We start from the raw sequence: 17,285 nt of genomic DNA on the forward strand, positions 1-17,285 counted from the left end.
TGGCCAGGCCGGTTCCCCGCGGGCAACACGGCCTGGCCGAACCACTGCCAGTGCTTACGGTTACTGGCAGGCCTCGCAGCCCAGCTCATCGATTTCGCCGGCCGACGGTGCGCGCGAGCCGCTGCCGCCCTTGCCGGTCAGGAAATCATCGATGCCGCGCGCTTCACGCGGGGCCTCGGCCTGCGGCGCGGCGTCCGGCTTGGCTCCCGGGGCGCTGCCGTTGCTCACGGCATTGAGCTTGCCGCGATCGACGGTGGATTTCTCGACAGAGGTCGCACCCAGGGCACGTAGGTAATAAGTGGTCTTCAGGCCACGGAACCAGGCCATGCGATAGGTGACGTCGAGCTTCTTGCCCGAAACCCCAGCGATGTACAGGTTCAGCGATTGGGCCTGGTCGATCCACTTCTGGCGACGCGCGGCGGCTTCGACCAGCCACTTCGGCTCGACTTCGAAGGCTGTGGCGTAGCGTGCCTTGAGGTCTTCGGGGACGCGATCGATGGGCTGTAGAGAGCCGTCGTAGTACTTGAGATCATTGATCATGACCTCGTCCCACAAGCCACGCTCCTTGAGATCGTTGACCATGTAGGCGTTGACCACGGTGAACTCGCCCGAGAGGTTCGACTTCACGTAGAGGTTCTGATAGGTCGGCTCGATGGACTGCGACACGCCGCAGATATTGGAGATTGTCGCGGTGGGAGCAATCGCCATTACGTTGGAGTTGCGCATGCCCTGGCTGGTGACCTTCTCGCGGATGCGGTCCCAGTCGAGGCTGGTGGTGGTGTCGACCTCGATATAATCGGCGCCACGCTCGGCCTTGAGCTTCTCGATGGAGTCGACGGGTAGGATTCCCTGGCTCCACAGTGAGCCGTCGTAGCTCTTGTACTGGCCACGCTCAGCGGCCAGGTCCGAAGACGCTTCAATGGCGTGATAGCTGACCAGCTCCATGGAGCGGTCGGCGAAGGTCACGGCGTCCTGGGAAGCGTAGGCGATGCCCCGCTTGTAGAGCGCATCCTGGAACCCCATGATGCCCAGCCCCACTGGACGGTGCTTGAAGTTTGAGTTCTTGGCCTGCGGCACTGCGTAGTAATTGATGTCGATGACGTTATCGAGCATCCGCACGGCAGTACGCACGGTCTTCTTGAGCTTGTCGGCATCGAGCTCACCGTCGACCACATGCTGTGCCAGGTTGACCGAACCCAGGTTGCACACCGCGATCTCGTCGACCGAGGTGTTGAGGGTGATCTCGGTGCACAAGTTCGAGCTGTGAACCACGCCGGCGTGTTGCTGGGGGCTGCGCAGGTTGCACGGATCCTTGAAGGTAATCCACGGGTGGCCGGTCTCGAACAGCATCGATAGCATCTTGCGCCACAGGTCCTTGGCCTTGACGCGCTTGAAGAGCTTGAGCTGACCGGTGTAGGTCATCGCTTCGTACTCCTCGTAGCGCTTTTCGAAGGCGGCGCCGTACAGATCGTGCAGGTCCGGGCAAGTGGACGGCGAGAACAGCGTCCAGTCCTTGTCGTCGAACACACGCTTCATGAACAGGTCCGGCACCCAGTTGGCGGTGTTCATATCGTGCGTGCGGCGGCGGTCGTCACCGGTATTCTTGCGCAGCTCGATGAATTCCTCGACGTCGAGATGCCAAGTCTCGAGATAGGCGCAGACGGCACCCTTGCGCTTGCCGCCTTGATTGACGGCGACGGCGGTGTCGTTGACTACCTTGAGGAACGGCACTACACCTTGGCTCTTGCCGTTGGTGCCCTTGATGTAGGAGCCCAGCGCACGTACCGGTGTCCAGTCGTTGCCCAGGCCGCCGGCCCACTTGGAGAGCATGGCGTTGTCGCGGATCGCACTGTAGATGCCGTCGAGGTTGTCTGGCACGGTGGTCAGGTAACAGCTGGAGAGCTGGCTGCGTACGGTGCCGGCGTTGAACAGCGTCGGTGTGGAAGCCATGTAGTCGAAGCTGGAGAGCAGCTCGTAGAACTCGATGGCGCGCGCTTCGCGGTCGTCTTCGTTGAGCGCCAGACCCATGGCGACGCGCATGAACATCACCTGCGGCAGTTCATAACGGACATCGTCGCGGTGGATGAAGTAGCGATCGTAGAGCGTCTGCAGGCCAAGGTAGGTGAACTGGTTGTCACGGGTGTGATCGAGCGCATCACCCAGGCGGTCGAGGTCGAACTCGGCCAGCGCCGGATCGAGCTGTTCGAACTCGATGCCTTTGGCAATGTAAGCCTGGAAAGCCGGCTTGTAGAGTCCGGCCATGTCACCGAAGGTGGCCTCGTCGGCGATGCCGAGGAAACTCAGCGCCTCGCGGCGCAGGTTGTCCTGCAGCAGGCGCGCCGTGACGTAGGTGTAGTTGGGGTCCTTCTCGACCAGCGTGCGCGCGGTCATCATCATTGCGGTGGCCACGCCGTCCATGGACACACCGTCGTAAAGGTTCTTCAACGAGTCGTCGACTATCTTCTTGGGATCGACGTTGCTCAGGCCTTCGCAGGCATCGAACACCAACGTCTCGACACGGCCCAGATCGAGCGGACGCACGGTGCCGTCGGCCAGGGTCACGTTGAGCGTGGGGTGGGGCTTGGCGATGTCGCCCCCGGCAGCCTGGCGGGCGCGGGCGTGCTCCTCGCGGTAGAGCACGTAGGCGCGAGCGACTTTCTGTTCGCCGGCGCGCATCAGGGCCAGCTCGACCTGGTCTTGGATATCCTCGATGTGCAGGGTGCCGCCATCGGGTGTGCGACGCTGGAACGCCTCGGTAATCTGATCTGTGGCCTGGGCCACGAACTCGCGGATGCGCGAGGAGGTACCGGCATTGTCGCCTTCGACCGCGATGAAGGCTTTGGTCATGGCCACGGAAATCTTGCTGGGATCGAACGCGGCCACGTCGCCGCCTCGCTTGATCACGCGCAGTCGCTCGGGCGCAGTCACGTTCACAGCCGTCTTGTCTGGAGAAAGAGTGGTTTCCATGGCGCCGTGTATCCCTCGCTTACGTTGGATGGAAAAGTCGGTAACAGCGACCACCGACGATGCCGACTAGCGTTTGCCGAAGCGTTAAACCCGCGCCGTTGGCCCGTTTCAAGGGGCATTGACAGGCTGGGCGGCAATTGGTAGTTAGTACATCATGTAGTGGTCTGCTGCGAATGGGCCACAAGATAGTGTGTCCGGAGGCGGCCAGCAAGTGAATAAGTTGTGGGTAACTTGTGGCTCTTCTGGGGGTGAAAAGCAGGGGGTGGTCGAAGCCGCATGGCTAGGCCTTTTAAGGCTTGGCTAATCGATGATTTTTCGTGGAATGGGACAGAATGGGAAGGATTTCGGGTATCATCCGCGCCCATCCGCTATGGTTTAGAGTGACCATCTCGTAACCCCCTGTAGCGAGGTGTAGCATTGTCAGGAAATCAGTGGCATAGCAATGCCCTTTAGCCAAATAGGATGGGTAACAGCTTGGACAGTAAAGACAAGGACCACGTACTGATCATCGAGGATGACGAGCGTCTGGCTAACCTGACCCGGGAATATCTCGAGGCCAACGGTTTCCAGGTCACCATCGAGGCAGATGGCGCTCACGGAGTCGAGCGAATCACCGAGCTTGAGCCTGACATTGTCATCCTGGATCTAATGCTCCCCGGCGAAGACGGCCTATCAATCTGCCGCCGCGTAAGGCCGCTATATTCCGGCCCGATTCTAATGTTGACGGCGCGCACCGACGACATGGATCAGGTGTTGGGACTGGAAATGGGTGCCGACGATTACGTGCCGAAGCCGGTACAGCCGCGCGTGCTACTGGCGCGCATGCGCGCGTTGATGCGTCGTACCGACCCGATTGAAAGTAACAGCGGTTCGGCCAGGTTGACCTTCGGCGGGCTGGTTATCGACAGCGCCACCCGCGAGGCCTGGCTCGAAGAGGAGCGCATCGATCTGACCAGCGCAGAGTTCGACCTGCTGTGGCTGCTGGCCGACAACGCCGGACGCGTGCTGACGCGCGAGGAGATCTTCTCGTCGTTGCGTGGCATCAAGTATGACGGCCAGGATCGCTCCATTGACGTGCGCGTATCACGGATTCGCCCCAAGATTGGAGACGACCCCAACCAGCCGCATCGCATCAAGACGGTACGCAGCAAGGGTTATCTCTTCGTTAAGGATGTCTGATCGTAATGCGTCGCACCTTGGCCGACAGCACGTTCTTTCGGGTTTATGCATCCTTGCTGCTGGCGCTGGTGTTGACCTTTGGCCTGGCCATGCTGGGATACCTGATGGTGGATCAGGTACGTCGCGAGTACTACCGCGAAAACCTGGCCGACGCGCCCATGGCGCTGCTGGCCACACTGGTGTCCGAAGTGGCACAGGAACGGCGTGCAACCTGGCTTCTGGATCAGAGCGAGCGCCTGGATATGCGTCTGAGCCTGCATCACGTCGATAAGCAGGACTTCAACTATTTCCAACGCGCTCGTCTGGAAGATGGCCGCCCCCTGGTGGAACGCGACAGTCGAGGCGACTGGCATCTGTGGCGTTTGGTGCCAGGCGAGCCATTGTTGCTCGAGGCGACGCTAACGCGCCTATCCGAGAAGCAGCTACGTGGCCTGGTCGGCAGCCTGCGTGTCTGGCTGGAGGGCAAGTTCTCGCCGGAGCTGCCGCTGCAGGCGCTAATCGATCGCCAGGCCTTGCCGGTCAAACTATCGACGTCGCCTCCTGAGGTGCTCGACGACGAGCAGCTTGAGCGTCTCAGCGACGGCGCCGTCGTACTGCACTTGCTGGCCGAAGAGGGTACGGTGTCGGCGTTTGCGCGGCTCAAGCCGATGTTCGGAGACGGCGCGCCGCGCTGGATCCGTGTCGGTCCCCTGCATGCCTTCGACCCCATGCCGCTGCTACTCACCCTGGGCCTGGTGCTGGTGGCTCTGATTGTGCTGGCGGCAGCTATCTATCTGGTCGTACGAGGTCTCGAAGCCCGCATGGCACGTCTTGAGAAAGCGGCGACGCGCATTGCCGGCGGTTATCTGGACACTCGGGTAAAAGTCGAGAGCAGCGATTTCATGGGCCGGCTGGGCATGGCTTTCAATGGCATGGCGGCCCAGGTCCAGTCACTGCTGCGTGCTCAGCAGGAGATGATCCGGGCGGTATCCCATGAGCTGCGCACGCCGGTGGCACGTATCCGCTTTGCGGTGCAGATGGTCGACGACATGTCGGATCAGGAACCGGTGCGACGCCAGTTGAAGGGGATAGACAGCGATATCGAGGAGCTCGATCAACTGATTGACGAGATTCTCACTTACGCCCGGCTGGGCAGCGACAATGCCAGTGGGGTCACGCTGGAAACCGATAGTGTTGACTGTCGGGCCATGGCTGCGAGGGTCGTGGATGCCTTGGCGCCACTGCATCCACAGATTTCCCTGGCAGTCGAGCCTGGCGGTGACGTCGAGGTCATTGCCGAGCCCCGGTATTTGCAACGCGCCTTGCAGAATCTGGTCGCCAACGCCTGTCGGCATGCCGAGTCGCAAGTGTTGATTCGCCTCAGCCAGGACGCCCGCGCCGTGCGTCTGGACGTGGAGGATGACGGTCCGGGAGTTCCCGAAAGCGACCGTATAGAAGTCTTCAAGCCCTTTGCCAGACTAGACAACAGTCGTACCCGACGCTCGGGTGGTTACGGGCTGGGCCTGTCGATCGTGCAGAAGATCATGCTCTGGCACGGTGGCAGTGTCGTGGTCGAGGACAGCGAGGCGTTGGGTGGCGCCTGTTTCAGCCTATTGCTGCCTGGCGCCGTACCGACAACCAAGGTTAGCTAGGGTTCGTTCAGCCGACGAACCTAGGGAGCGAGGAAAAGTATGTCAACGACAACACCCGAAGCGCTCAGCGGCCTGTGGCGCTTGGTTCGCTTCGCCTATCGTTGGCCTGACGGCAAGGAGGTTTCGCCGCTCGGCCACGCTGTCGGTCAGCTCATCTATCTACTTGACCGGGAGCGTCCGGGGCGCATGTCGGTCCAGATCATGGCGACCGAGCGCCCGCCGCTCGACCTGGACAGCGATGCGAGCCAGGCGCTGCACTTTCGTAGCGGCTTCGCTTACTCCGGTAACTGGTCGCTGGAAGAGGGCCGGGTGCACCACGACGTGGATATCGCCAGCCTGGCGTTCTGGGAGGGGACTCGCCTGACCCGTGACGTTACCCTCAAGAGTGATCGCCTGATTCTATCCACCGACGAACCGAGTCCGCATATACCGCAGGGGGGATACGTTACCCTGCTTGAATGGACCCGTTGATCAAGCGGGCTTGATGCCTTCGAGTACCGCGAATGAAGTTTCCCGGGCGGTGCGCAGAAAATCCTCCATCCAGGGCAGGTCGCGCTGTTCCTCGCGGATTGCGGCGAACAGCGTGCTCCATACGCCACTTTCCCCCAGTGACAGGGCGCGGACATAGTCACGCTCAAGGTACTCGGTCAGCGCCCAGTTAGGCAGGGCGCACACACCGCGACCGCTGGCCACCAGCTGCATCATCATTATCGTGAGCTCGGCGGTTCGTATCTCGCGCGGCGCAGCGCCCGCCGGATCGAGAAACTGGGTGAAGACGTCCAGGCGCTCGTGCTCCACCGGATAGGTAATCAAGGTTTCCTCGATCAGATCGTCCGGCGTGACGAATACTCGCCCGGCCAGGCGATGCTGCTTGGCTACCGCCAATAACCCCTCGTAACGGAACAGTGGCTCGTAGTGAATTCCGGCCAGCGGCTGGGGATCGGCAGTAATCACCAGATCGAGCTGCTCGCGGGCCAGCGCGGGCAGCGGGTCGAAGTTATGTCCGCTGGGGATGTCGACTTCGACTTCCTGCCAGTGATCGCGAAAGCGATCAATGGTCGGCATTAGCCACTGGAAGCAGCTGTGACACTCGATGGCCATGTGCAGGCGGCCTTGTTCGTCGCCGGCCAGCCGTGCCAGGTCGCGTTCGGCCATTCTCACCTGAGGCAGGATCTGCTCGGCCAACGTCAGCAGCCGTTCACCGGCCCGGGTGAATTCGACCGGCCGTGTCTTGCGCAGGAACAGCGGACTGCCCAGGCGCTCTTCCAAGTCCTTGATCTGGTGCGACAAGGCCGACTGAGTCAGGTGAACCCGCTCGGCGGCCTCGACCAGCGAACCGGCATCGCGCAAGGCGATCAGCGTACGGAGATGACGAAGCTCGAGCATGTATGAGTCCCGCTCACTTTAATGATTAATTAATTTAGTTTGATCAACTTATAATGCCAGTGAGACTGCCTAGCCATCGCACGGCGACATTGATCGCCAATTCTATCCGTTAAGACACGCCAAGGAATAACGATGACGCTGGCACATACTCTGGGTTATCCGCGTATTGGCGCGAACCGCGAACTCAAGCGCGCCGTCGAGGCCTACTGGAAGGGCGAACTGGCACAGGACGCCTTGGAAGCTACTGCTGCCGAGCTACGCGCCCGGCATTGGCAGGAGCAACGTGATGCCGGACTCAACCTGGTGACTGTCGGCGACTTTGCCTTCTACGATCAGGTACTCAATACCTCCGCCCTGGTCGGTGCCGTGCCACCGCGCTTCGGCCAGGGTGATGACGAAGTCGATCTCGACACGACGTTCCGCATGGCGCGCGGCCGCGCCCCGACTGGTACGCCGGCAGCGGCCTGCGAGATGACCAAATACTTCGATACCAACTATCACTATTTGGTCCCCGAACTGTATCGAGGTCAGCGTTTCCGGATTGCCAGCTCACGCCTGTTCGATGAGGTTGATGAAGCCCGAGCCGCAGGCCACCCGGTCAAGGTCTCCCTGCTTGGCCCGCTCTCATGGCTGTGGTTGGGAAATACCAAGGTGGAAGGGGAAAGCGGCGAGGATTTCGAGCGGCTCGACCTGCTGGATGCACTGCTGCCGGTGTATGGACAAATCCTGACGCGGCTGGCCAGTCAGGGGGTGGAGTGGGTGCAGCTCGATGAGCCGGCGTTGGTACAGGATTTGCCGCTCGAATGGCGGCAGGCCTATGAGCTGGCATACAACACGCTGCGGTCGGCTCCGGTGAAGCTTCTGCTGGCCACTTATTTCGGCGGCTTGGGCGACAATCTGGCGGTGGCCACCGGTCTGCCAGTCGAGGCGCTACACATCGATACAGTGCGTGACCCGGCGCAACTCGAACGTGTTCTCGATCGCCTGCCGGCCTACAAGATACTTTCGGTGGGGGCTATCGATGGACGCAACGTATGGCGGGCCGATCTGTCCGCGTTGCGTGAGACGTTGGCTACCGCACGCATGCGTCTCGGCGATCGCCTGTGGCTGGCGCCGAGCTGTTCCTTGCTGCATGTGCCGGTGGACTTGGCCAGCGAGACTGCCCTGGACGAGGAACTCAAGGGCTGGCTGGCCTTCGCCCGGCAGAAGCTCGATGAGGTTGCCACATTGGCACGTCTGCTGGATGGCCGTGCCACAACGGACGATATAGCACGTCTGGATGAAGCCGCGGCCGCGCTGGATGCCCAGCGACGCTCACCGCGTATCCATAAGCCGGCCGTTGGTGCCCGTCTCGAAGGCGTAACGGCGCGAGACAGCCGACGAAAAAGCGAGTATCCGGTACGGGCCCGCGCACAACGAACTCGACTCGATCTGCCGTTGTTCCCGACGACAACCATCGGCTCTTTCCCGCAGACCGGCGAGATTCGTGCTGCGCGACGCGCCTTCAAGCAGGGCGTTTTGGATCGCGACGTCTACGAGGCGCGTATGCGTGAGGAAATCGCCTTCACCATCGAACGCCAGGAGGCACTGGGGGTGGACGTGCCCGTGCACGGCGAGCCGGAGCGCAACGACATGGTCGAGTACTTCGGCGAGCAGCTCGACGGATTTGCCTTTACCGGCAATGGCTGGGTGCAGAGTTACGGTTCGCGTTGCGTCAAGCCGCCGGTGATCTTCGGCGATATCAGCCGCCCTCAGGCGATGACGGTACGCTGGAGCGAGTATGCCCAGTCCCTTACCGACAAACCAATGAAGGGCATGCTCACCGGGCCGGTGACCATCCTGCAGTGGTCGTTCGTACGTAATGATCAGCCGCGCGAGACCACCTGCCGCCAGATCGCCCTGGCACTGCGTGACGAAGTCGCTGACCTCGAGGCGGCGGGCATCGGCATTATCCAGATCGACGAGCCGGCTCTGCGCGAAGGGCTGCCGTTGCGCCAGGCCGAGTGGCAGCGCTATCTGGACTGGGCGGTGGAGTGCTTCCGGCTCACTGCGGCGGTCGTCCGCGACGAGACGCAGATCCACACCCACATGTGTTACTCGGAGTTCAATGACATCATTGCCGCCATCGCAGCTCTGGACGCCGACGTGATCACTATCGAAACGTCGCGCTCGGACATGGAACTGCTCGATGCCTTTCAGGACTTCGCCTACCCCAACGAGATCGGGCCGGGCGTCTACGATATTCATTCGCCCAATATTCCCGAGGTGGGCTGGATGGTGACGCTGATGGAAAAGGCGGCGGAGAAAATTCCTGCCGAGCGACTATGGGTCAACCCCGACTGTGGTCTCAAGACCCGCGGCTGGGCCGAAGTCGAGCCAGCGTTGAAACATATGGTCGAGGCCGCACGCGAACTGCGTCGTCAGCATGGTTGAGCCTGTTGCCATGCTAGAACCTAAATCAATGTCGGCCAAATCAAAGGGTTGAATTGACGCAATAAATGTCATTAGCGGGAAAGAGCGAAGGGGGGGGAGCGCTTGGTATGCTGAGTGCCTGGGATTGCCCTCGTCATACAGGAGTCACTATGCGTCTCATCCCGCTGTTCGCTGCCATGCTGACGGTGGCCGGCTGTGCCTCGCAGGCCCCGGCTCCGTCCACCCCGCCCCAGGTTCAGGATCTCAACCGGGCCGTGACGGGGCCGGTCGATACGTCCGAACCCAAGCCAACCTCGCCACTATTGCCATCGGCATTTTTCGCCGATGGAGCGCCGGCCTTCGTGGCTTGGCGCTGCACGCCGGCTCAGGATCTGGTCGCCGCACTTCCCGAAGGCGAACTGCGGTTATGGTCGGGGCAGGGGTTCTATCGGCTGGACCCGGCGGTAGTCGCGTCCGGAGCACGTTATGTGAAGGGCGATCTGTCTTTCTGGAGCAAGGGCAATGAGGCAGGAGTAGAGAGTGCCAGTGGCCAGCTCGAATGCCAGCGTGACGTGAGTCGCGAAACGATCACGCGCGAGACTCGCCCCAATTCGATCTTCTTTGCCAAGGGTAATGAGCCGGGGTGGATGCTGATGCTCGACCGCCAGACATCGCATCTGCGCCTGATCGCCGATTACGGTCAACAGACTCTGACCCTGCCCTACAAGATCGAACGCCTGGACAATGGCCAAGAGGCTGCGGTCGTGCTGCGTAGCACCCAGGCGGGTCAGCCTTTTCAGGCCCGACTTCAGGCCAAGGCCTGCTTCGACTCGATGAGCGGCATGCCATACCCGGTGCAAGTAACGCTGCAATGGCAGGAGCGTACGTTGCGCGGCTGCGGTCAGGGTGTCGAATCACTGTAACCCTGTTGCCCAAGCATATTCACTGGATACATCGTTTCGATGTAGTCGAATTGTTAGAGCGGTTTTTTGCGATTTTCATTTGAAAAAAACCATCTAGAATGGCTGTCATCTCAAGCGTTCAACGAGGGCCACGTGATGACATCCAAGATTCTGCTGATCAATAGCTCCATTCTCGGCGACAACGGTCAGTCCCGTGCCTTGGCCGAGCATTTCAAGGTGCGAGCCAGTGCGCGTGAGGGGTTGGTCCTGACCGAGCGCGACGTGGCCGCTCAGCCACTTCCGCACCTGGATGGCCAAGAGGTCGGTAGTTGGATGGTGCCCGACGAGGAGCGTGATGCCACCCAGCGTGAATTGGCAGCGCGCTCCGAATTCCTGGTCGACGAGCTGCTGGCTCATGACGTGCTCGTGCTGGCGGTGCCGCTCTATAACTTGGGTATTCCCTCGCAGCTCAAAGCCTGGTTCGACCGCGTACTGCGTGCCGGCAAGACCTTCCGCTATACGGAGAATGGGCCCAAGGGCCTGGTGGAAGGCAAGCGGGCCATTATCCTGGCGGCACGGGGTGGCCAGTATGCCGGAACTGAGCTGGATTCCCAGACGCCGCATCTGCGTCACATGCTGGGACTGATGGGCATCACAGAGGTCGATTTCGTCTATTCAGAAGGTTTGAACATGGGCGAAGGTCGCCGTGAGGCAGCGCTACGCGAAGCAGGTCAGGCAATCGACTCGCTGGTCGAGGCACTCTAACCCTCAGGGTGTGATAACCGAAGCCCGGTCAATCGACCGGGCTTTGTCATGTCAGGATGAAGCGCAGGCGCCCAGCCCATCAGCCTTCTTCGTTTCGAAGAAGGCTGATGGGCAGATGTTCTTGTCGGGTGTAACAGCGCGACCCAACAATTTCAGCAAGGCGGCGGTGTCGGCAGGGCGACCGGGGATCTCGCGTGTCGTGACCGGCTGCCACTCGCCATCGTCGCGCCTGGCCAGTTGGAAGTTGAACGGATGGAAGTCAGGAAAGCCTAGGCGTAGATCGGTGGCTATCAGCCAAGTGGCACCATCGTCATGCTGGATACGGTAGCGCAGAAATGGCCCGGCAAACCACTGCAGGCGTTGTCCGCTGGGCAGTGCCAGGGCGGTCTCGGCATAGTGGCCGCCTCGCGGAAAGCGCTCCAGGACCGGAGGTATCGAATCGAACAGGCCGGTCAATGCTTCGTAGTAGTGCTCCTCCTCGACGACCGTGACTCGCCACAGCAGCGTGTTGAAAGGTGTGGGTTGGATCAGGCGAGGGGCGTCCTGCAGGCCCTGTGCAGCAAGCACCGGTGCCATGCGCTGATCTATCACCAGTTTGCCGCCCAATGAAAAGGCGAGATAAAGCGTGGATAGCGCCAGCCCCAAGTGCAGGACGCGCGGGCGATAACCCCGTACCAACGTGTAAAGCACGGCCACCAACAGCGGCAGAGTGTATAGCGGGTCGATGATGAAAATGCTTGCCCAACTCACTGGTGGCGTGGCCAGCGGCCACCATAGTTGTGTGCCGTAGGTCGTGAAAGCGTCGAGCAGCGGGTGGGTCAGTAAACAGGCGGCATAGAATGTTCCCCAGCGACGCAGCGATATATCCCAGGCAGGGGCCAGACGGGCGGTCAGTGCGGCCAGCAGCGCCGACAACGCGGCAAGTACCAGCAGCGAGTGGCTGAAACCTCGGTGATAGGTGTAATCCGCCACGGCGTCGCCATAGTCGATGACTACGTCGAGATCGGGCAGGGTGCCCAACGCAGCACCGGCGAGGACGGCCTTACGTCCTAACCGGCGGCCGAGCACGGCACCGCCGATGGCGGCGCCCAGACAGGCCTGAGTCAGCGAATCCATGCTCCCTCTCCTCAGGTGTCGACCCAGGCGGGTCGGCAGGCGACGATCTTGGCATAAACAGGACAATCCTCACGGTGCGCTCCCTGGAGATAGCCGGTGCTCATCAGAAACTCATTGACGATTTCCGGCCCCGTGAAACGAAAGGTACGCTTGAACAACCGAACCCAGTCGTTCAGCGGCAGCGGATGGTGGTAGTCCAGCCAATGCTTGAAACTGCCATGCTCGGTCTGCAGGTCTCGAATTACCCCGGCGTTATGTATTACGGCGTCGATCTTGAGTCGGTTGCGAATAATCCCAGCATCACCGAGCAGGCGCTGGCGCTCCTGCTCACCGTAGTCAGCGACACGCACAACCGAGAATTCGTCGAAGGCTTGGCGAAACGCGGCACGCTTTTTGAGTACCGTTAGCCATGACAGCCCGGCCTGGTTGATCTCCAGTGCCAGACGTTCGAACAGACTGTCGTCGCTCGTTACCGGAAAGCCGTACTCATTGTCATGGTAGGGTTGATGAAACGGATGCGTGGGCGCCAGGTCACAGTAATCGGCCATGGGGTCTCTCTTGAGGCAACAGGGCTGTGGGAGGTCGAGGCAGGCGTGACGTGCCGGTGGATAATGAGCCATCATGCCGGAGTTCCTGGCAATAGCCAAAGTGGGAGACAATCATGCAGGTACAATCATCGTCGTGGCGGCAGTGGCGCCGAGGTGTGGCCGGACTGATGCTGGGTATGATGGCTGGGTCGGCTTGGGCCGGTTCCGTCGCCGAAGTCTGGAAGGATCCCAATTGCGGTTGCTGTACCGCGTGGGTCGAGCATCTGGAGCAGGCCGGTTTCGATGTGCAACTCCATGCCAGCCGGGATATGGGGGCCATCAAGGCGGAGCATGACGTGCCGGACCGGCTGGTATCGTGTCATACGGCCGTGATCGATGGCTATGTGATTGAGGGACACGTGCCGGCGGCTGATATCCGGCGCCTGCTGGACAGTGGTGCCGACGTAAGCGGACTTGCTGTGCCGGGCATGCCCCATGGGTCGCCGGGCATGGAGACCGGCCGCGTCGACAATTATGCCGTTTATGCCTGGCAAGAAAATGGCGATATCGATATCTACCAGCGCTACACGCACGATACGTAAGCGAGAAAAGGGGAATTGACCATGCAGTACCTGCACACCATGGTTCGCGTCAGCGATCTCGACGCGTCGCTGCATTTCTATTGCGATCTGCTCGGTCTCGAGGAGGTCAGCCGCAAGGAGAGTGAGAAAGGACGCTTCACGCTGGTTTTCCTTGCCGCACCCGACGATTTACCGCGTGCCAAGGAAGACCGGGCACCAATGGTCGAGTTGACCTACAACTGGGATCCCGAGGAGTACACCGGCGGACGCAACTTCGGTCACCTGGCCTATCGCGTCGATGATATCTACGCGCTTTGCGAGCATCTACAGGCCAACGGTGTGACCATCAACCGCCCGCCCCGTGATGGATACATGGCATTCATACGATCACCGGACGGTATCTCCGTGGAGCTGCTGCAGAAAGGCGATGCCCTGGCACCCAAGGAACCTTGGGTATCCATGGAGAACACCGGCACTTGGTAAACCGGCCACAAGGATAAATTGAGTAGCCTGGCGAGCCTGGCTTCAACGAGCCGGCTCGCTGTGCCCTCAACGGCTCAAGGAGCGAGCACCATGCAACTGGACGATACCCTAAAACAGCAGTTTCGCGATGCCGCACAGGCACTGGAAGGTGTCGATCTCGAGACTTACCGCGACTTCGGCAAGGATCCACTCGAACCGATCATTGGCCTGGGACCCGCTGACGCGCCAGTGGGTTTCTTCGGGCGCGACCCGGGGCGCCAGGAAATCAAGTGGGGCGAGCCTTTCATCGGCAGCGGGGGCCAGAAGGTGCGCCAGGGGCTTTATCAGGCCATCCACGGCGAACCGATGCCTGATTTCGAGGCGTCACGCGAGATCGGAAGGCATGTCTTCTGGGCCAATACCGTGCCCTACAAGCCTACCGGCAACAAGGCTTGGTCGATGGCCGCCAAGAAACGCTTTCAGCCTCTGATGGCCCGTGTACTGATCGATCACTGGCAGGGGCGGGAGCTGATCACTCTGGGGCGCGAAGCCTTCCTGTGGTTCGGTATCAATCAACCGAAGGAAGTACGCCAAGCACTGGAGAGTTTCTGGAAGCGCGAAGACCGTTTCGAGGCCAGCCATGCAACACTGCTGACCATGGAAGATGGCCATGAAGCCGAGTTTCGTCTCGCCCCTTTACCGCACCCCTCGCCACTGAACCAGACATGGTTCAAGCGCTTCCCCGGGCTGCTGGAAGCGCGGCTCGAGGCCATGGGCGTGGCCAATCTGTTGCGCCAAGCTGGCTAGGTACTGGCTCTAGTCGGGGCGAACGGCCAGACGTCCACTGCCGAGAAACACCAGGGCCAAGGCACCGAACAGGAACATACCCTGTAGTTCCAGCGCCCAGCCGCCACTTCGGCCCAGCGTGAAGAGTTCGCCGGAATGAGCCAGGAAGATAGCCACAACCATATTCCCCGCCATGAGCAGCCCCGCAATGCGCGTTTGCCAGCCAGCAATCGCCATGATCGGAGCGACGACCTCACCGATCAATACGCCATATGCCAGGAAGACCGGCAGACCCTGGTTGGCAACCTGATCGCCGATCCAGCTTAGGCTGCCCGGGTTGAGCAGCTTGGCGACACCGTGCAACAGGATCAGCACGCCGACACTCAGCCGAATTATGAGTTTGCCGACAGCATCGTTGTGCAGTGCTTGAAGCATGCAGAGCCCTCATTCTGGTAAAGGCCGGCAAATGCCGTTCTTGAGGCATGGCGGCCAGGTTCGCTAACGGGCGTCAACGATACCATGCCTGCTGTGACGGGTAGGTTGATCGAGGCGAATGCCCACCAACGTAGCGAAACGTTATGATTGGCATGGCTCCGGATGCTAGAGCTACATCGAGACGAACTAGTCCATGAGCTTGTCCTGGCATGTGCTCGATTCATGCGTGAGGTGAGCCGACCTACGCTGGAGCAGGCCGTGAGGGCATGAGCTGCCTCTTGGGCTGCCTGTCGCCTCAATCAGAAAAATGCGCAAGGCGGCCGCATACAGGGGGGAATACTATGTCCAGTGGTGCATTCCGGTCACGCTGGGTACGCTTGACGCGGCCCCCCGCCGATCTCGCTTCCGAGCGACGGCGCAGTTACCAGATTTTTATCCATATCTATCTTTTTGCCATCGCGGCGCATCTAATCTACATCCCGGTATTCGCCGCGATCGACATCGTGGCGCTATCACTGCTTAACCTGGCCTGCATTGCGGCCAACATCGTGGCGATTGTGCTGCACCGCCATGGTCAGTGCCCCCAGGCGCTGCTAACCAAGCTTGTTTCTGCCACAACCCTGATCATTGCTACTGGAATGGCACTCGGTGACGAGACCGGCTGTGAGTATTTTTTCTTCGTGTTGCTGTTTGAAGTATTGATCAGCGATTTGGCGCGTCGTCTCAAGCTTCTCCTCAGCTTGCTCGTGATCAGCCTTATCTTGGCAACGGAGCACCTCCTGTTCGGCACACTGGGCAATTGGCCCTACAGCAGCTTGAGCCGTGAATTGCTGTATTCCCTGAACGTCGTGGTCACTTTTGTGTTGTTCACGTTCATCGTTTTGCAGGTCTACGCCATTACCGAAACCACTGAGCGACGATTTCGTATCGATGCCACCCACGATTCACTGACCGGGGTTCTGAATCGGCGTGCCATCTTCGAGAAGTCCGAGCGCTACTGGCAGGCAGGGCATCCATTTGCGCTGCTGTTGCTGGATGCCGATCACTTCAAGTTTATCAATGACAATCACGGCCATAGCGTCGGGGACGAGGTGCTGCGTCACTTGGCGCAACTGCTGGGCAGGACGCTGCGTGAGGCGGACTTTATCGGTCGGGTCGGGGGAGAGGAGTTCCTGGTGCTATTACCCGATACCTCGCGGGAAGAGGCGTTGGGCGTAGCGACACGCTTGCGCAACACATTGTCTGGCTCGCCGTGCCGGCTGGAATCGCTCGATCTGGCCGTGACCGTTTCCATGGGGCTGGCATTATCGAGTGAGGGCGACAAGTTACGTGATGTCGTCGACTTGGCTGACCGGCGGCTTTACCTAGCGAAGTCATCGGGACGCGACCGGCTTTTTGCACAGGGGGGCGAATCCCGGGAGACCGAATTGGGTGAGGGGGTCACGGCGCGCTTGCTACATGAAACGCCATCGGCGGACAATGCCTGAAACTGGCTCGCTCATTGAAGGCAGGTATGAAAGGAAAGAACATTCGTTACGTCAGCGGGCGTGGACGCAACTGGTTAGCGGGATTGTTTGTGTCAGTACTGGCTGGGTGTGGGTCTTCCCAACCGGTCATGGAAGAGGCGCCAGCTGCGCTTGTGGCCGACTCCCCTCTGGTGGGCGTGCGCTGGGAACTAACCTTGATTGGGACGGACGAGTGGTGGAAGGGAGAGCGCAAGGCATATTTCTCATTGTTACCGAAAGGTAAAATATTGCAGCTTGTAGGCAGTGACGGCTGTAATACTTTGCAAGGAGAAGCTACGCTAGGTCATGAACGGAGGCTGGTGGTCTCCGATCTGGCGACAACCCGCATGGCCTGTCCCGGCCTGCCTCAGTCGCCACAGGTCGCAGAATTATTATCGCAAGCCTACCGTTATCTTCTCGATCATGATCGTTTGGTCCTGATGGGGCGTGACGGTCACGTGTTGGGTGGTTTCAAGCGCCAAGGATAAGGCGTAGCACCGCAACGCGCGGTTATCAAAACAGAAACAGAGCACCTTGGAACTGGATCAATCCATGGGTCGATGGTGGGGCCGTGAGGTTTCGTCAATACCGTCGATAAGAACATTCCGTTACCTGAACTGGCGACGGAAGG

General features: G+C 60.4%; 16 protein-coding genes. 11 read left to right on the forward strand and 5 right to left on the reverse strand.

The genetic code is table 11. The annotated features are described in order from the left end of the window. Positions 1–60: 60 nt before the first annotated feature. On the reverse strand, positions 61–2,967 hold the full coding sequence (locus tag F568_RS0117030) for a ribonucleoside-diphosphate reductase subunit alpha (RefSeq protein ID WP_019019971.1): 2,907 nt from the start codon (positions 2,965–2,967) through the stop codon (positions 61–63). Between the two features lie 462 nt (positions 2,968–3,429). Between F568_RS0117030 and F568_RS0117035 the strand changes: the two genes are divergently transcribed. The 3 genes from F568_RS0117035 to F568_RS0117045 are packed head-to-tail and all read left to right on the forward strand — an operon-like array spanning position 3,430 to position 6,248. Beyond that, the gene (locus F568_RS0117035) at positions 3,430–4,146 is read left to right on the forward strand and encodes a response regulator (protein ID WP_026300625.1); all 717 of its coding nucleotides are present in this window, start codon (positions 3,430–3,432) and stop codon (positions 4,144–4,146) included. A 5-nt stretch (positions 4,147–4,151) separates the two neighbouring features. Beyond that, complete coding sequence (locus tag F568_RS0117040; RefSeq protein ID WP_019019973.1) at positions 4,152–5,777, forward strand: ATP-binding protein; 1,626 nt, start codon at positions 4,152–4,154, stop codon at positions 5,775–5,777. Between the two features lie 39 nt (positions 5,778–5,816). Then, a complete protein-coding gene (locus F568_RS0117045) occupies positions 5,817–6,248 on the forward strand; it encodes a lipocalin-like domain-containing protein (RefSeq protein ID WP_019019974.1) in 432 nt (143 codons plus the stop codon). Here the strand turns inward: F568_RS0117045 and F568_RS0117050 are convergent, their stop codons facing one another. Beyond that, positions 6,249–7,163, reverse strand: coding sequence for a LysR family transcriptional regulator (locus F568_RS0117050; protein ID WP_019019975.1), 915 nt, complete (start codon positions 7,161–7,163; stop codon positions 6,249–6,251). A gap of 132 nt (positions 7,164–7,295) precedes the next feature. Here F568_RS0117050 and metE point away from each other — a divergent pair, with 132 nt between their 5' ends. From metE to F568_RS0117065, 3 genes are all read left to right on the forward strand, one after another. After that, on the forward strand, positions 7,296–9,596 hold the full coding sequence (gene metE, locus F568_RS0117055) for a 5-methyltetrahydropteroyltriglutamate--homocysteine S-methyltransferase (RefSeq protein WP_019019976.1): 2,301 nt from the start codon (positions 7,296–7,298) through the stop codon (positions 9,594–9,596). A 149-nt stretch (positions 9,597–9,745) separates the two neighbouring features. Continuing rightward, entirely contained in the window at positions 9,746–10,498 is a 753-nt protein-coding gene (locus tag F568_RS0117060) for a COG3650 family protein (RefSeq protein WP_019019977.1), read from the forward strand. Between the two features lie 135 nt (positions 10,499–10,633). Further along, positions 10,634–11,242 carry an FMN-dependent NADH-azoreductase gene (locus F568_RS0117065; RefSeq protein ID WP_019019978.1) on the forward strand — a complete coding sequence of 203 codons (609 nt, stop codon included), beginning with the start codon at positions 10,634–10,636 and terminating at the stop codon, positions 11,240–11,242. A 51-nt stretch (positions 11,243–11,293) separates the two neighbouring features. On the opposite strand, the gene F568_RS0117070 is transcribed toward F568_RS0117065, so the two are convergent. Together F568_RS0117070 and F568_RS0117075 are read right to left on the reverse strand one after the other, a co-directional pair. Next, on the reverse strand, positions 11,294–12,358 hold the full coding sequence (locus F568_RS0117070) for a metal-dependent hydrolase (protein ID WP_019019979.1): 1,065 nt from the start codon (positions 12,356–12,358) through the stop codon (positions 11,294–11,296). 11 nt (positions 12,359–12,369) lie between these two features. Continuing rightward, positions 12,370–12,906 carry a DNA-3-methyladenine glycosylase I gene (locus F568_RS0117075; RefSeq protein WP_019019980.1) on the reverse strand — a complete coding sequence of 179 codons (537 nt, stop codon included), beginning with the start codon at positions 12,904–12,906 and terminating at the stop codon, positions 12,370–12,372. A 113-nt stretch (positions 12,907–13,019) separates the two neighbouring features. Between F568_RS0117075 and F568_RS0117080 the strand changes: the two genes are divergently transcribed. From F568_RS0117080 to F568_RS0117090, 3 genes are all read left to right on the forward strand, one after another. Further along, the gene (locus F568_RS0117080) at positions 13,020–13,487 is read left to right on the forward strand and encodes a DUF411 domain-containing protein (RefSeq protein ID WP_019019981.1); all 468 of its coding nucleotides are present in this window, start codon (positions 13,020–13,022) and stop codon (positions 13,485–13,487) included. A 21-nt stretch (positions 13,488–13,508) separates the two neighbouring features. Continuing rightward, entirely contained in the window at positions 13,509–13,949 is a 441-nt protein-coding gene (locus F568_RS0117085; protein WP_019019982.1) for a VOC family protein, read from the forward strand. Positions 13,950–14,039: 90 nt separating this feature from the next. Then, positions 14,040–14,735 (forward strand): uracil-DNA glycosylase family protein, encoded by a 696-nt coding sequence (locus F568_RS0117090; protein ID WP_019019983.1) that lies wholly within the window; start codon positions 14,040–14,042, stop codon positions 14,733–14,735. A 9-nt stretch (positions 14,736–14,744) separates the two neighbouring features. Here the strand turns inward: F568_RS0117090 and F568_RS0117095 are convergent, their stop codons facing one another. Further along, positions 14,745–15,149, reverse strand: a complete 405-nt coding sequence (locus F568_RS0117095; RefSeq protein ID WP_019019984.1) for a DoxX family protein — start codon at positions 15,147–15,149, stop codon at positions 14,745–14,747. Positions 15,150–15,490: 341 nt separating this feature from the next. Here F568_RS0117095 and F568_RS23985 point away from each other — a divergent pair, with 341 nt between their 5' ends. Beyond that, on the forward strand, positions 15,491–16,636 hold the full coding sequence (locus F568_RS23985) for a GGDEF domain-containing protein (protein ID WP_019019985.1): 1,146 nt from the start codon (positions 15,491–15,493) through the stop codon (positions 16,634–16,636). A 26-nt stretch (positions 16,637–16,662) separates the two neighbouring features. After that, entirely contained in the window at positions 16,663–17,142 is a 480-nt protein-coding gene (locus F568_RS24495) for an META domain-containing protein (protein ID WP_083933055.1), read from the forward strand. Positions 17,143–17,285: the final 143 nt, after the last annotated feature.

Source organism: Modicisalibacter luteus DSM 23508, assembly GCF_000378505.1.
Taxonomy (GTDB): Bacteria; Pseudomonadota; Gammaproteobacteria; order Pseudomonadales; family Halomonadaceae; genus Modicisalibacter; species Modicisalibacter luteus.